Origin of the sequence: Pseudoduganella sp. (assembly GCF_041914865.1) — a bacterium.
Classification (GTDB): domain Bacteria; phylum Pseudomonadota; class Gammaproteobacteria; order Burkholderiales; family Burkholderiaceae_D; genus Rugamonas.
This window is the reverse complement of record NZ_JAYSCO010000005.1, coordinates 1-13,250: the sequence shown is the minus strand read 5'-3', so window position 1 is coordinate 13,250 and position 13,250 is coordinate 1. Positions and strand designations below refer to the sequence as shown.

Annotated in this window: 14 protein-coding genes; 4 read left to right on the top strand and 10 right to left on the bottom strand. The window is 65.6% G+C overall.

What is annotated here, in order from left to right:
• Positions 1–2 precede the first annotated feature (2 nt).
• Positions 3–842 carry a helix-turn-helix domain-containing protein gene (locus ACE3TQ_RS03575; protein WP_374580571.1) on the bottom strand — a complete coding sequence of 280 codons (840 nt, stop codon included), beginning with the start codon at positions 840–842 and terminating at the stop codon, positions 3–5.
• Between the two features lie 68 nt (positions 843–910).
• Here ACE3TQ_RS03575 and ACE3TQ_RS03570 point away from each other — a divergent pair, with 68 nt between their 5' ends.
• Complete coding sequence (locus ACE3TQ_RS03570) at positions 911–2,323, top strand: cytochrome P450 (protein WP_374580570.1); 1,413 nt, start codon at positions 911–913, stop codon at positions 2,321–2,323.
• Here the strand turns inward: ACE3TQ_RS03570 and ACE3TQ_RS03565 are convergent.
• Complete coding sequence (locus ACE3TQ_RS03565; RefSeq protein WP_374580569.1) at positions 2,274–3,074, bottom strand: hypothetical protein; 801 nt, start codon at positions 3,072–3,074, stop codon at positions 2,274–2,276. The genes ACE3TQ_RS03570 and ACE3TQ_RS03565 overlap by 50 nt on opposite strands.
• A gap of 113 nt (positions 3,075–3,187) precedes the next feature.
• Here ACE3TQ_RS03565 and ACE3TQ_RS03560 point away from each other — a divergent pair, with 113 nt between their 5' ends.
• Positions 3,188–5,305 (top strand): prolyl oligopeptidase family serine peptidase, encoded by a 2,118-nt coding sequence (locus ACE3TQ_RS03560; RefSeq protein ID WP_374580568.1) that lies wholly within the window; start codon positions 3,188–3,190, stop codon positions 5,303–5,305.
• Between the two features lie 13 nt (positions 5,306–5,318).
• Entirely contained in the window at positions 5,319–5,702 is a 384-nt protein-coding gene (locus tag ACE3TQ_RS03555) for an MAPEG family protein (protein WP_374580567.1), read from the top strand.
• Here ACE3TQ_RS03555 and ACE3TQ_RS03550 read toward each other — a convergent pair.
• The 8 genes from ACE3TQ_RS03550 to ACE3TQ_RS03515 all read right to left on the bottom strand — a co-directional run bounded on the left by ACE3TQ_RS03550 (position 5,699) and on the right by ACE3TQ_RS03515 (position 12,200).
• Positions 5,699–6,019, bottom strand: a complete 321-nt coding sequence (locus tag ACE3TQ_RS03550; protein ID WP_374580565.1) for a hypothetical protein — start codon at positions 6,017–6,019, stop codon at positions 5,699–5,701. The genes ACE3TQ_RS03555 and ACE3TQ_RS03550 overlap by 4 nt on opposite strands.
• Positions 5,991–6,269: a hypothetical protein gene (locus tag ACE3TQ_RS03545; protein ID WP_374580564.1), complete on the bottom strand. Its 279-nt coding sequence runs from the start codon at positions 6,267–6,269 to the stop codon at positions 5,991–5,993. Before ACE3TQ_RS03545 ends, ACE3TQ_RS03550 begins: the two co-directional genes overlap by 29 nt.
• 16 nt (positions 6,270–6,285) lie before the next feature.
• Complete coding sequence (locus tag ACE3TQ_RS03540) at positions 6,286–7,590, bottom strand: MFS transporter (RefSeq protein ID WP_374580563.1); 1,305 nt, start codon at positions 7,588–7,590, stop codon at positions 6,286–6,288.
• Positions 7,591–7,678: 88 nt separating this feature from the next.
• The gene (locus ACE3TQ_RS03535) at positions 7,679–8,383 is read right to left on the bottom strand and encodes a BON domain-containing protein (protein WP_374580562.1); all 705 of its coding nucleotides are present in this window, start codon (positions 8,381–8,383) and stop codon (positions 7,679–7,681) included.
• 83 nt (positions 8,384–8,466) lie between these two features.
• Positions 8,467–9,153, bottom strand: a complete 687-nt coding sequence (locus tag ACE3TQ_RS03530) for a hypothetical protein (protein ID WP_374580560.1) — start codon at positions 9,151–9,153, stop codon at positions 8,467–8,469.
• Positions 9,154–9,254: 101 nt separating this feature from the next.
• On the bottom strand, positions 9,255–10,946 hold the full coding sequence (locus tag ACE3TQ_RS03525; RefSeq protein ID WP_374580559.1) for a hypothetical protein: 1,692 nt from the start codon (positions 10,944–10,946) through the stop codon (positions 9,255–9,257).
• A 49-nt stretch (positions 10,947–10,995) separates the two neighbouring features.
• The gene (locus ACE3TQ_RS03520) at positions 10,996–11,598 is read right to left on the bottom strand and encodes a short chain dehydrogenase (protein ID WP_374580558.1); all 603 of its coding nucleotides are present in this window, start codon (positions 11,596–11,598) and stop codon (positions 10,996–10,998) included.
• The gene (locus ACE3TQ_RS03515; RefSeq protein WP_374580557.1) at positions 11,598–12,200 is read right to left on the bottom strand and encodes a short chain dehydrogenase; all 603 of its coding nucleotides are present in this window, start codon (positions 12,198–12,200) and stop codon (positions 11,598–11,600) included. Before ACE3TQ_RS03515 ends, ACE3TQ_RS03520 begins: the two co-directional genes overlap by 1 nt.
• A gap of 101 nt (positions 12,201–12,301) precedes the next feature.
• Here ACE3TQ_RS03515 and ACE3TQ_RS03510 point away from each other — a divergent pair, with 101 nt between their 5' ends.
• A complete protein-coding gene (locus ACE3TQ_RS03510; RefSeq protein ID WP_374580556.1) occupies positions 12,302–13,180 on the top strand; it encodes a LysR family transcriptional regulator in 879 nt (292 codons plus the stop codon).
• Positions 13,181–13,250: the final 70 nt, after the last annotated feature.

The window sequence follows — 13,250 nt, the reverse complement described above, 5'->3', positions numbered from 1 at the left end:
GGCTAGCTCCAGATGCGGTAAATCCAGTAAGTCTCGTCGTCCTGCGCGCGGCGCAGGATTTCGCCCGGACTCAGGCCGCTGATCTCGCGCGCTTCGCGGCTCATGTGCGCCTGGTCGGCGTAGCCGCCCATCTGCGCCACGTCGCCCAGCGACACCTTGCCTTTCAAGGCGGCGTCGCGCGCCGCGATGAACGATTGCTCGGCGCGATAAGTGCGCCGCAGCCGGCGCAGCGGCTGCCCGGCCCATTCGCGGATGCGGCGCTCCACCATGCGCGCGCTGCGGCCAATGCCGGCCGCAGCGGCCTGCGCGCCGAGGCGATGCACCCAGTCCCCCACCACGCCGTCGAAAGCGCCGCCCGGACGGGCCGCACGCCAGCGCGGCTCCAGGAAATCCTCCACCAGCGCCACGCGCGCCGTGTCGTCGGGTGCGGCCACCATGCGCGCGCCCAGCTCCTGCCATGGCGCGTCCAGCAGTCCCTCCAGCGGCAGGAACTGGTCGACGATGCTGTTCATGTCGATGCCCGTCAGGCTATGCAGCGCATCGGGGAAAAACAGCACCATCATGAAGTGCGCCGGTCCGGGATTGCCGGTGGCCGTGGGGCGCGCCCGGGCGCCCGACAGCAGCACGCCGCCGGCCGGGCAGACCAGCTGCGGGTCGAACGGTTCCGCCATGCTCGACTCGCCGGCCAACTGCAGGAACAAGGTAGGGAACGGCGTGGCCGGGTAGCGGTTCAGGCGCTGTGCCGGCGGCAGCGCGCAGCCCAGCGTGCTGCGCACGACAATGCCGCGCACGCAGGAAGCGAGCGACAGGCGCGGCACGATGAATTGACTTACTGGCAACATGCGCAGCATTGTAGCGCGATGTCGCAAATGTTCAAGACCGGGCGGCGGAGGCGGCGCATACTGGGCTGATGGATACGACAACCACCCCGCACAACGGCGCCCTGCGCCAGCTCGCCAACCTGCCCGGCCCCGCCGGCCTGCCCTTCCTTGGCAACGCGCTGCAGCTGCGGCCGAAAAAGGTGCACGCCGACGTGGAGGCGATGGTGCACCGCTTCGGCCCCTTGTTCCGCCTTCGCGTAGGCCGCCAGCAGGCGCTGGTGGTGGCCGATGCCGCCCTGGTCAGCGGCATCCTGCGCGACCGCCCGGACGGCTTCCGCCGGCCCGACGTGACGGCGCAGGTGTCCGATGAGATGGGCGGCGAGCGCGGCGTCTTCCTGGCCGAAGGCGCGGCCTGGCGCAACCAGCGCAAGATGGTGATGCAGGCCTTCGCGCCGCACGCCATCAAGGCCTACTTCCCCTTGCTGGCGCGCGTCGGCGCGCGGCTGCAGGCGCGCTGGGAACAAGCGGCGCGCGCGGGCCGCCCTATCGCCCTGAACGCGGACCTGAAGCGCTTTACGGTGGACGTGGTGGCGGGCCTGGCCTTCGGCGAGGAAGTCAACACCATCGAGCACGGCGACGACGTGGTGCAGCAGCAGCTGGAGCTGATCATGGAAGGCACGGCGCGCCGCTCGCTGCTGCCGGTGCCGTACTGGCGCTACGTCAAGCTGCCGTTCGACCACCGCCTGGAAGCGGCCGTGGCAGCCTTGCGCGCGGCCACCGACGGCTTTATCGCCAAGGCGCGGCAGCGCATGCGCGACGAGCCTGCGCGCGCGGCGCACCCGCAGAATATGCTGGAAGCCATGCTGGCGGCCGCCGACCAGGAAGGCAGCGGCATCGACCACGGCGCTGTGGTGGGCAATGTCAGCACCATGCTGCTGGCGGGCGAAGACACCACGTCCAGCGCGCTGGCCTGGCTGGCCTGGCTGCTGGCGCGCCATCCGGATGCGCTGCGCCGCGCGCAGGAGGAAGTGCGGCGCGTGGCGCCCGATGCGGCGGCTTTCACCATCGAGCAGATGGACCAGCTGGAGTACATCGACGCCTGCGCACACGAGGCGATGCGCCTGAAACCGCCCGCGCCCTTCATCCCGCTGCAGGCCAACCGCGATTGCGTGGTGGGCGATGTGCAGCTGCCGCAGGACAGCATCGTCTGGTGCGTGCTGCGCCACGACAGCGTGTCGGAAGCAAAACTGCGCAATGCGGCGGCGTTCGACCCGCAGCGCTGGCTCGATGGCGGCCCGGCGCGCCAGTTGGCCATGCCGTTCGGCGCCGGCCCGCGCCTGTGCCCGGGGCGCTACCTGTCGCTGCTGGAGATCAAGGTGGCAATGGCCTGCATGCTGGGACGATTCGACCTGGTGGCGGTGGAAGGCGACAGCGCCGAATACCACGGCTTCGTCATGGCGCCGGGCGCTTTGACGATGCGGCTTTCGCCAGCAGCTGGATAGTCAGCGCGAACACAAAGGCGGCGCCGAACGATACCGGCACCGGCTGCGCGCGCAGCAGCAAGGCGATGGACAGGCAGAAGGCGGCGAAAGCGAAATAGCCCAGCATGGTGCCGCGCAGCAGCTGCACCGCGCTGGCGCGGCCCGACTGCACATGCGTGAAGCCGACCAGCACCGTGCCCATCACCGGGAACATGGCCAGGAAGCCGCTCAGGCGCGGCCCCAGCCCGGCCGCCGCCGCGCTCACCGACATCACCAGCAGCGCGCCCGCCAGCATGCGCCACGGCAGGTCGCCGCCGAAGCGCGCGCGCGCCGCAGGCAGCGGCTGCGCGCCAGGCGCCGCCGCTGCGGCGGGCAATGAGGGGAACAGGCGCGGCGCCAGCAGCAGCGCGGCGACCACCAGCAAGGCCGCCAGCGGCAGCGCCGGGCGCACCGCCTGCAGTCCTGCCACGGCCAGCCCCCACGCGGCCAGGGCGGCCGGCATGGCGCGCGCCACGTTCCAGCGCGCCGATGCCCAGGCATAGGACAGGCTGAATACGATAATGGCCAGCACCGCCATCAGGGTGCCCTCCGCCGCCGCCGCGGCGAACGCCGCGCCCTGCTCCAGCGCGATGGCCAGCAGGATGGGACCGGCCACCACAGGGAAGGCGGACAACCATCCCGCCACGCCCGGTCCCCAGCGCCGCCCAGCCAGCGTTACGGCATAAATCAGGGAGGGAACGAGGAACAGCTTGAGGGCGAGGATGGCATTCATGGGGCGCGAGTCTACCACGCGCGCGCTTTGTAACAGGCAAGTAACAGCACGTTGACAGGGGCGCCCCGTTTCCGCACCATGACCGGTTCCATTGACTCAACGAAGCCAGTGCAATGAATGCAACTACCTTCCTGCCCAAGCTTACCTCCCTGCTGATCCTGGGCATCAGCGCCACCCTGGCCCAGGCCGCAGCCGTCGAACCGGCCAAGCGCGCCATCACACACGAAGACGTGTGGCTGATGAAGCGCGTCGGCGCCCCGCAACCGAGCCCGGACGGCAAATGGGCCGTGTTCTCGGTCACCGACCCGGCCTACGACAGCAAGGAACAGTGGTCCGACATCTGGATCAAGTCGCTGGTCGACGACAGCGCGCCGCGCCGCCTGACCTTCAGCAAGGGCGGCGAATCGGCCCATGCCTGGTCGCCCGACAGCCGCTTCCTGCTGTTTACTGCCAAGCGCGAAGGCGACGACGCGCCGCAGATCTATCGCCTGGACGTGGCCAGCGGCGGCGAAGCGCAGCGCATGACCAGCCTGACCTTGGGCGCGCGCGTGCCGAAATGGAGCCCGGACGGCAAGCAGATCCTGTTCGTCAGCGAAATCTACCCGGGCAACGCCGATGAGGAAGCGGTAAAGAAATCCGCCAAGGAACGCAAGGACCGCAAATACACCGCGCGCGCCTACGAATCCTTCCCGCCGCGCTTCTTCGACAAGTGGCTGGACGACAAGAAGGTGCGCCTGTTCGTGATGGATGCGCAGCCGGACGCCAAGCCGCGCGACATCCTGGCCGGCAGCAAGCTGGCCGATCTGCCGGGCTTCGGCGGCAGCCAGGGCGACGACGGCCAGTCGCTGAACGCGGTCTGGACGCCGGACGGCAAAGGCGTGGTGTTCGCCGTCTCCACCAACCGCCACGAAGCCGCGCGCGCCTCCACCTTCACGCAGATCTACAGCGTGCCGCTGGCCGGCGGCGAGCCAACCCAGCTGACCAGGGACGGCCGCAGCTACCACGACCTGCGCTTCGCCCCGGACGGCAAAACCCTGTTCGCCCTGACCGAAGAAGAAGCGCCGAACAAGGTGTACGACCTGACCCGCGTGGCCAGCTTCGCCTGGCCCTTCACTAGCGCGCAGCCGAAGATCCTGACGCAGGACCTGGACCGCTCGATCTCGCGCATCGCCCTGCCGGCCGACGGCAAGCGCGTGTACTACTCCTTCGAGCACGCCGGCCTGGAGAAGGTGTATTCGATGAACTACAGCGGCGGCGACAAGCGCGAAGAGCCATCGCTGCCGAACGGCGCCATCAACTCCCTGAACGCCGGCGGCAAAGCGCTGGTGGGCGTATGGGAATCGGCCGTCAACCCGCCGGAGATCTACTCCTTCAACGGCGTGCCCAAGCGCCTGACTTCCTTCAACGTGGACAAGGCTGCCGCCATCGACTGGCAGGCGCCCGAGCACTTCTGGTTCAAGACCCCGGACGGCCGCCAGATCCACAATATGATCGTGAAGCCGGCCGGCTTCGACCCGAACAAGAAGTATCCGCTGTTCGCCGTGATCCACGGCGGCGCGGCAAATATGTGGCGCGACCAGTTCGTACTGCGCTGGAACTACCACCTGCTGGCCAAGCCAGGCTATGTGGTGCTGCTGACCGACTACAAGGGCTCCACCGGCTATGGCGAGGAATTCGCCCGCTCCATCCAGCACGACCCGCTGAAAGGCCCGGGCGACGAGATCAACTGGGCGGTGGACGAGGCGATCAGGAAGTACCCGTTCATCGACGGCAGCAAGCTGGCAGCCGGCGGCGCCAGCTACGGCGGCCACCTGGCCAACTGGCTGCAGGCCACCACCACGCGCTACAAGGCTATCGTGTCGCACGCCGGCGAGATGGACCTGGTCATGCAGTGGGGTACCAGCGACAGCATCTACGGCCGCGAAGTGAACGGCGGCGGCCCGGTCTGGAGCGACCTGCCGGTATGGCGCGAGCAAAGCCCGATCATGCAGGGCGGGAACCATGCCAAGGGCACCGGCTTCAAGACGCCGATCCTGATCACGGTGGGCGAACTCGATTACCGTGTGCCGGTCAACAACGCGCTGATGAACTTCGCGGCGCAGCAGCGTTTGAATACGCCGAGCAAGCTGGTAGTATTCCCGGACGAGAACCACTGGATCCTCAAGGGAGAGAACAGCCGCTACTTCTACAACGAGGTTCACGGCTGGCTCGCCAAATACCTCAATAACTAAGGAGAAGTACTAGATGACGGTTGCAAACTGGTGTATCGCCGCAGCCTGCCTGCTGCCCATTTTGGTGGAACTGACGCCGAAGGTGGCTTCGTTCAAAGGCAAGGACCGCTACGACAATGCCCACCCGCGTGACTGGGAGGGACGCCAGTCCGGCTGGATGCGGCGCGCCCACGCCGCCCACCTGAACGGCTTTGAAGCGCTGCCGCTGTTCATTGCCGCCGTCATCCTGGCGCAGCAGGCCCACGCGAACCAGGACCGCATCGACATCCTGGCCATGTCCTTCGTCCTGATCCGCGTGCTGTACAGCATCATCTACATCAGCAACCTGGCCACGCTGCGCTCGCTGACCTGGTTCGCCGGCGTCGGCATCAGCCTCGCCATCCTGGCAATGGCTTAACTGCCGCCAAGGCAGGCCTGGCAGGCGGCGTCGGAAAATCGCTTCTGACACCAGCGCCTGCCGGGCGCCTCTTTCTCGATCCTGCGGAACTCGCCGCAGCTGGCGGGCGATAGCGCCGCAATGGCCGGCTGCTGGAATTTCACGCCCTCCTTGTCCGCCACCGTCATGCGCGATCCGTTTTGATCGGCGCAGTCCGGGCCGGCCACCAGGATGGCGGCCATGCGGTGCCTGGAGTCGAGCCTTATCATCGCATTGTCCTCGGTATCGGTGGTGACATAGCCGCCACGCTCAATGCCCTCGGCATCGTAGATGATCATGCCGGCCGCCGGCCATGACCGCATCCGGCACGCCGCCGCTGATCCGTGCGCGCACCGTGCCATTGTCATCCACCACCACGACCTCTTTCGCCTTGATGCTGCCGAAAACCGCATCCTGCGCCGCCACACCCGCCACTGCCACCCCGGCTGCCAGCGCCAGCACGCCGAACAACCAGCTCGCGTTCTGGCGCGCCATGCGTTTGCGAAGGCTGGCGTTTTCCCGCTCCACCGCCGCCAGGCGTTCTTCCATCGACCTCGTCACCGCTTTACGCGGCACTTGTACCCACGGGCGCCGCCGCCCGCGCCGGCTGCAGGCGCACCGCCAGCACCATCAGCGCCGCCACCAGGCAGGCCGCACCGGCCGCAAACAAGGCCGGGTTATAGGTCAGCAGCAGCGTGCGCACCTGGCCAGCGCCGTACGCGGCGACCGCGGCGCCCAGCTGGTGCGCGGCGAATACCCAGCCGAACACCATGCCGGCCTTCTCCTTGCCGAAGGTGGTGGCCACCAGGCGCACCGTCGGCGGCACGGTGGCGATCCAGTCCAGGCCATAGAACATGGCGAACAGCGACAGTCCGTACAAGGTGAATTCGGAATATGGAAGCCACAGCAGCGACAGGCCGCGCAGGCTGTAATACCAGAACAGCAGCTTGCGGTTGTCGTAGCGGTCCGACAGCCAGCCGGAGAGCACGGTGCCGACCAGGTCGAACGCGCCCATCATCGCCAGCACCGACGCCGCCGGCACCGGCCCCATGCCCGCGTCGCCGCACAGCGAAATGAAGTGGGTCTGGATCAGGCCATTCGTACTCAGGCCGCAGATGAAGAAGCTGCCCGCCAGCAGCCAGAACACGCCGCTGCGCGATGCTTCGCGCAGCACGCGGAATGGCGTGGCGGCGCTGAGCGCCGCAGCCGGTGCCGCCCCCGCAGCCGGCGCAGGCGCGCTCGCACCGAAAGGCGCCAGGCCAAGGTCGGACGGCCGGTTACGCATCAACACGAACACCACCAGCGCCACCAGCGCGCAGGCCACCAGCACCGGCAGCACCGCCATGCGCCAGCCAAAGCGCTCCACCAGCCAGGCGCCAACCGGCAGGAAGACCAGCTGCCCCGTGGCCGAACTGGCGGTCAGCATGCCCACCACCAGGCCGCGCCGGGTTTCGAACCAGCGCGTCGAAACCACTGCGCTCAGCACCAGAGCCGTCATGCCCGAGCCCACGCCCAGCATCACGCCCCACAGCAGCACCAGCTGCCAGAATTCAGCCATCCCCAGCGCCAGCAGCGAGCCGGCGCAAATCAGCCCGAGCGCCGTCACCATCACATTGCGCAGGCCAAAGCGCTCCATCAGGATCGCGGCGAAGGGTCCCATCAGCCCGAACAGCGCAAAACGCACCGCCAGTGCCGACGACACCTGGTCCACGCCCCAGCCGAACTCTTTGCTGATCGGCTGCAGCAGCGCGCCCGGCAAGCCGAGCGCGGCGGACGAGGTAAGTCCCGTGAGGAAGGTCAAGGCAACGATGATCCACGCGTAGTGGATGCCGCGCCGTTGCAGGCGCATGGAGAGGGTCTGGGCTATCATGCAGATCATCTTAAATGATGATCGTCATAAAAACAAGAAAAAGAAAAGCCGGCGCAGGTGGCCGGCTTTTCCGTGGCGCCCAGCGCCGTTATTTCTTGACCTGGATGGAAGATTTCACTTCCTGCACGCCTTCCACCTTGCGCGCCAGTTCGACTGCCTTGTCAGCTTCAGCCTTGGATGGCACAAAGCCGCTCAGCATCACGATGCCCTTCTGGGTTTCCACGTGGACGTCCATGGCCTTGACCAGCGGATCTGCCGCCATTTCAGCCTTTACCTTGGTGGTGATCATGGTGTCCGACATGGCAGTGCGGGTGTCGGCGGTTTTCTCACGCGCGGTGTCGGCCACATTGGTGCCCGCCTGGCGCGCATCCTGCGCAATGGCAGCGGTGGTGCTGGTGGCAGGCGTATTCACGCTGGCCAGCGCCGTCTTGTGGGCGGACTTGGCGTCGTTCTTGCAGGCCGACTTGGCCGAACCGCTCATATCGTCGCAGCGCTCCTTGGCCAGGTCATACTCGGCATCGGCCAGCTTGCGGCGCGATTTCTCGACGTCCTTGGCCGTGTTGTGGTGCTGCATGGTTGCGTCCAACTCTGCACGGGCTTGCGCCACTTTGGCTTCCTCCTTGCAGACGTCTTCGGCATTGCCTTTCAATTCCTTGCAGCGGTCCTTGGCAGCCTTGTAGTCAGATTCGGCCCGATCCTTCGCGGCTTTGTATGCGTTGTTATCGACAGTTTGCGCAAAGGCAACCGAAGAGCTGAACAGGGCAGCCAGCGAAATACACAGGATTTTCTTCATGGTTAGTCCCCTTTAGGATGGTTGGCATGGCGATTAAACCGCTTGCCGGGACTAACTTCTGTGCGCGACCGAACACAGTCGGGTTATTGCTCGTCTTTCAGCAGGCCTTTACCCCACAGCACGCGCGCCTGTTCGAAAGGGTTATGTTCGCTATCGAACACTGCGCCATTGCTGGCCAGTTGCAGCCAGGCACGCGTGTTATGCGAGCCATGCGCCACCGGCTGGCGCACCTGCATCAGCCAGCCATGCACCTGGGCGTAATGCGCGGCGTTGGCGCGCTGGGTCCAGGCCAGGGCCACCAGGTCGGAGAACGCTTCCTCGCGGCGCGTATCGCGCATCTGCCTCGACAGCGCCTGCAACTCGGGGCTTGCCAGTTGCTGCTGCGGACCTTCAATGAAGCCGGCCGGCACCGCGTGCCAGCTGCCATGCGCCTGGCGCCAGCAATGGCCCACTTCGTGCGCGGTCATCGCTTCGATCAACACCTTGTGTTGCGCCGCTGGTACGCCGGCCAGCACTTCTTCCGCCTGCGGATTGCCGCGCATGGAAAACACCAGCTTGCAACGGCCGTCGACAAAGCCCATGGCCAGCGGCACGTCGTTCGGGCCGGCCTGCGGCTGCACAATGATATCGATGGGGAGTTTGAGTTCCTGCTTGGCGTAGGCCAGCACCGGCGCACCGGCCTGCAGCCAGCGCGTTTCCATGTCGGTGAGCTGGGCAGCGCCGGCCGACGCGGCACACAAGGATAGCAGGATGGGCAGGCTCAGCTTCATGGAAAACTCCGGTAACTAGCTTCAACTATACATGCCTTGCGGCAAGCTGTTACCGGAGTTTCGGGGCTGTTACAAAATATTGGCTGAGCTAGTCGGCAACTTTATTTTGCGAGCAAGGAGTTGGCAGTCGGGAAAGAAGGACGGATATCGTTCGGTACTTTCTTCATCTTGTCCAAGGCCTTCTGCACATCCGGGCGGATCACCACGTACTTCGCCATCATGTCCTTGGCGCGCGCGTAATCGCCGGTGGCTTCGATGGTGAGGAACTCGCGGTCAAGATCGCTGACTGCCTGTTTGATCTTCTTGAAGTCGACCGAGAAGGTGCCGTCGCCGTGCGACACGAAGCCGCCTTTATCCAGCAGGTAGTTCATCTGGATCGCCATGCCGCGCGCGTGCGAGGAAGTCAGGCCGAAGTGCAGCGTGCGGAAGCCGGACGCGAGGAAGGTGGTGAACAGCTTGCGCTCCGCCGCCTCGCCCTGCCCCAGCGAATCCTTCAGCTGGCCCTTGTCCATCATGTAGATCAGCGCGAACAGGCCGGTCATGTCGGCTTTCGCTTCCTCGATGGTGGAATAGGCATCCTTCAGGTCCTGGCGCGGCGTGGAGCCGCCCTTGGTGCTGTGCGGACCCAGGCCGTGCGTGATTTCGTGCGCCAGGATGTGGGTGAAGAAGGAGTTGAAGTCCAGGTCCTTCTGGTCCTGCGGGCGCAGCACGATCTTCGAGATCGGCGTCAGCGTGGCCTTGAATTTCTCTTCCTGCACGTTCTTCAGCATCACGCGCTTGGAGCCGCGCTGGCTGATGATGCGTTCATCGTTCGGCAGGTTGTAGGCCGCGGTCTGCACGCCCATATTGCCGTCGCCCGCGCCGTACACCTGGTTCACCACCACCATCGGCGCCACTGCGCCCACTTTCGGGTTGCGGTATTGCGGATCGACCGGCAGGTTGTCCTCCAGCTCCTGCATATGCTTGGCGAAGAAGTCCAGCTTGCGCGTTTCCTTCTCGTCGCGGATGCTGACGTAGGCTTCGAAGGCGGCCTTGTAGCCGAACAGCTCGTCGTTGTAAGTTTCGTACGGGCCGATGGTGACGTCGACCACCGAATCCAGGTCCATCCACGCGAAGTCGGACGGCAGGTAGTCGTTGGACAGGAAGGCGTCGGCGCGCAGGTCGAGGAACTTCTTCAGCGAGGCGTTGCCGGTGGCGGCGGCCGCCTCCTTCAGCAGCTTGGCCAGCTTCTCCAGCTCCGGCTTGTACTCCTCCGAATATTTGACGATCTTGAACCTGCCGTCATCGCCCTTGCGGATGGTGGTGAAGAACCATTGTGCCTCCTGCTTCTGCGCCGCCGGCAGGCCGCCAATCCACGCCTCCAGCTCTTCCTTGCTGGCGCCTTCCGGATAGAAGTTGGCCCCGGCCGGTTTCGCCGCCGGTACCTTGATGCCCGCCACTTCGGCCGGCAGGAAGGACTTGTTGTCGTCCAGGATCGACCACGGGCCCTTATTGAGCCAGAAGTAATCGGCGCGCGCCTTGCCCAGGGCCGACTTATCCTTCTGCAGCGCCGCGTACAGCGCCTCGTTGCCGGACCAGCGCTGGCGCAGCTGCAAGGTATCGATGATCTTCGCCGCCTCGATCAGCTTCTTGATCGCCAGGCGGTCGCCGGCCGACAGCTGCGACGTATCGGCCTTCAGTTGCACCGGCGCGTAGCGCTTGGTCATCTTCTGCAGCTCGGCCACATCGGCCGGCGCAGCGGAGGCGGTGGCGCTGGCAAGCGCCAGCACCAGCGGGGTCAGGAGGTTTTTCATGTGGCCTTTTCTCTACAGTTAAAAGGAAGGCCACATTGTATGCCCCTGCCTACCAGGCGCGGTAAGTTTTTCCGTTTTCCGCGCCTTCCACGCAACGGCTGTACGCGCGCGCCACCCGCGCCGCCGGCACCGTCTCAAAGCCATGGAACAGCGCCTCGAACCTGGCCGCCGACTCCTCCAGCAGCGAGGGGTTGACGACGTTGATGCGCAGGCCGCGCTGCAGCTCCACCGCCGCGCCGCGTGCAAAGCCCTCGATGCCGTTGTTGACCGTGACCGTATTGGCGCAGCCGCGCAGCGGGTTATGCGCATCCACCCCGCTTGTCAGCGTGATGGAGCCGCCGTCATTCAAGGCATGCTGCGCCACCAAGGCCACATTCACCTGCCCCATCAGCTTCGACGCCACGCCGACGAGGAATTGCGACTGCGTCATCTCCGCCAGCGGCCCGACATGGAGCGCGCCGGCCGCCACCACCACATCGTCCACCTTGCCCGCTGCCGCGAACAGCGCACGCACGGAAGCGATATCTTCGATGGCGACGCGGAAGTCGCCGCTGGTGCGGCCGGCGGTCAGCACGCGATGCCGCTGGCCCAGCTCCTGCGCCACCGCGCGGCCGATGGTGCCGGTGCCGCCAATTACCAGGACCGTGCGCATTACCACACGCGGTAGGTTTTGCCGGTTTCCGCGCCTTCCACGCTGCGGCTGTAGGCCAGGGCGGCACGTTTCACTGGCACCGTTTCCATGCCGTAGAAATACGGGCCGTACACATCGACCGACTCATCCACCAGGGTCGGGCTGACGGAGTTGATGCGCAAGCCGCGCGGCATCTCAACGGCGGCGCCGAGCACAAAGCCGTCCACGGCGGCATTGACCGTGCTGGCGTTCGTGCCGTAGCGGATCGGGTTATGCGACAGGCTGCCGCTGGTCAGCGTGATCGAACCGCCGTCGTTCAAGTACTTTTGCGCCGCCAGGGCCACGTTCACCTGCCCCATCAGCTTGGAGTTGAGGCCGATGTAAAACTGCTCGGCGGTCATTTCCTGCAGCGCGCCGAAATGCGCGTCGCCGGCAGCCACCACCACGCCGTCCACCTTGCCGACCTTTTCGAACAAGGCCTGCACCGAGGCTGGATCTTCGATCTTCACCTGGTACTGGCCGCTGCTGCGGCCCACGCTGATGACTTCGTGGCGCAGGCCGAGTTGTTCCACGATGGCCCGGCCGATGGTGCCCGATGCGCCGATAACGATGATCTTCTTCATTTGATTTCTCCTGTTGGGTTACGAAGTGGAGCCAGTATGCTCTCCGTCTTCACAGGAATAAATGAGATATCATTTAGATCATTACAAACCAAAGGTTAGCAATGGACAAGTTGCGCAGCATGGAGATTTTCGTGGCCGCCGTCGACAGCGGCAGCTTCACGGCGGCGGCCGAGCGTTTCGGCATTTCCGCCGTCATGGTCGGCAAGCACGTGCGCGAACTGGAACAACGCCTCGGCGCCGCCCTGCTCACCCGCACCACGCGGCGCCAGTCATTGACCGAGATCGGGCGCCAGTATGCCGAGCAATGCCGCGCCATCCTGGCCCAGGTCAACGCCGCCGAAAGCCTGGCCGAAACCATGCGCATCGCACCGCGCGGCGTCCTGAAGGTCACCACCGCAGTCTCGTTCGGCATGGAATGGCTCGCCCCCATGCTGCCCGACTACCTTGGAATGCATCCCGAAGTCAGCGTGGACCTTAACCTGAACGACCGCATGATCGACATGGTGGAAGAAGGTTTCGACATCGCGGTGCGCATCGGCACGCTGGAAGATTCATCGCTGGTGGCGCGGCCGTTGCGGCCGTATGGCGTGGTGATTTGCGGCTCGCCTGAATACCTGGCACGGCGCGGGGTACCGCAGGTACCGTCCGACCTGGCGCAGCACGAATGCCTGGAATTCAGCGGCTGGGTACCGCAAGCACGCTGGCGCCTGAAAGGCTACCCGGACGCCCGCCACATTCCCGTGAGCCGCCTGCGCGCCAACAACAGCTACGCCCTGAAGCAGGCCGCGCTGAAAGGCTTTGGCCTGATCATGCAAGCCGAAACAGCACTGGCGCAAGACATCGCCGCCGGCCGCCTGGTGCGCGTGCTGGACGACTACCTGCCCACCCCGCGCCCCATGCACCTGCTCTACCCGCGCGACCGCCAGCCAACGCCTAAGCTAACCAGCTTCATCGACTTCATCCGCTCCCGCCTAGAATAAAACGGGGACGGAAAAAATGGGGACGGAAAAAAATGGGGACGTACCCCATTTTTCGCGCAGCGAAAAATGG

Excerpts from the sequence above, each read along its gene's own strand:
- ACE3TQ_RS03575 (WP_374580571.1), bottom strand. The coding sequence starts at position 842 with ATGTTGCCAGTAAGTCAATTCATCGTGCCGCGCCTGTCGCTCGCTTCC.
- ACE3TQ_RS03570 (WP_374580570.1), top strand. The coding sequence starts at position 911 with ATGGATACGACAACCACCCCGCACAACGGCGCCCTGCGCCAGCTCGCC.
- ACE3TQ_RS03565 (WP_374580569.1), bottom strand. The coding sequence starts at position 3,074 with ATGAATGCCATCCTCGCCCTCAAGCTGTTCCTCGTTCCCTCCCTGATT.
- ACE3TQ_RS03560 (WP_374580568.1), top strand. The coding sequence starts at position 3,188 with ATGAATGCAACTACCTTCCTGCCCAAGCTTACCTCCCTGCTGATCCTG.
- ACE3TQ_RS03555 (WP_374580567.1), top strand. The coding sequence starts at position 5,319 with ATGACGGTTGCAAACTGGTGTATCGCCGCAGCCTGCCTGCTGCCCATT.
- ACE3TQ_RS03550 (WP_374580565.1), bottom strand. The coding sequence starts at position 6,019 with ATGATCATCTACGATGCCGAGGGCATTGAGCGTGGCGGCTATGTCACC.
- ACE3TQ_RS03545 (WP_374580564.1), bottom strand. The coding sequence starts at position 6,269 with ATGGAAGAACGCCTGGCGGCGGTGGAGCGGGAAAACGCCAGCCTTCGC.
- ACE3TQ_RS03540 (WP_374580563.1), bottom strand. The coding sequence starts at position 7,590 with ATGATAGCCCAGACCCTCTCCATGCGCCTGCAACGGCGCGGCATCCAC.
- ACE3TQ_RS03535 (WP_374580562.1), bottom strand. The coding sequence starts at position 8,383 with ATGAAGAAAATCCTGTGTATTTCGCTGGCTGCCCTGTTCAGCTCTTCG.
- ACE3TQ_RS03530 (WP_374580560.1), bottom strand. The coding sequence starts at position 9,153 with ATGAAGCTGAGCCTGCCCATCCTGCTATCCTTGTGTGCCGCGTCGGCC.
- ACE3TQ_RS03525 (WP_374580559.1), bottom strand. The coding sequence starts at position 10,946 with ATGAAAAACCTCCTGACCCCGCTGGTGCTGGCGCTTGCCAGCGCCACC.
- ACE3TQ_RS03520 (WP_374580558.1), bottom strand. The coding sequence starts at position 11,598 with ATGCGCACGGTCCTGGTAATTGGCGGCACCGGCACCATCGGCCGCGCG.
- ACE3TQ_RS03515 (WP_374580557.1), bottom strand. The coding sequence starts at position 12,200 with ATGAAGAAGATCATCGTTATCGGCGCATCGGGCACCATCGGCCGGGCC.
- ACE3TQ_RS03510 (WP_374580556.1), top strand. The coding sequence starts at position 12,302 with ATGGACAAGTTGCGCAGCATGGAGATTTTCGTGGCCGCCGTCGACAGC.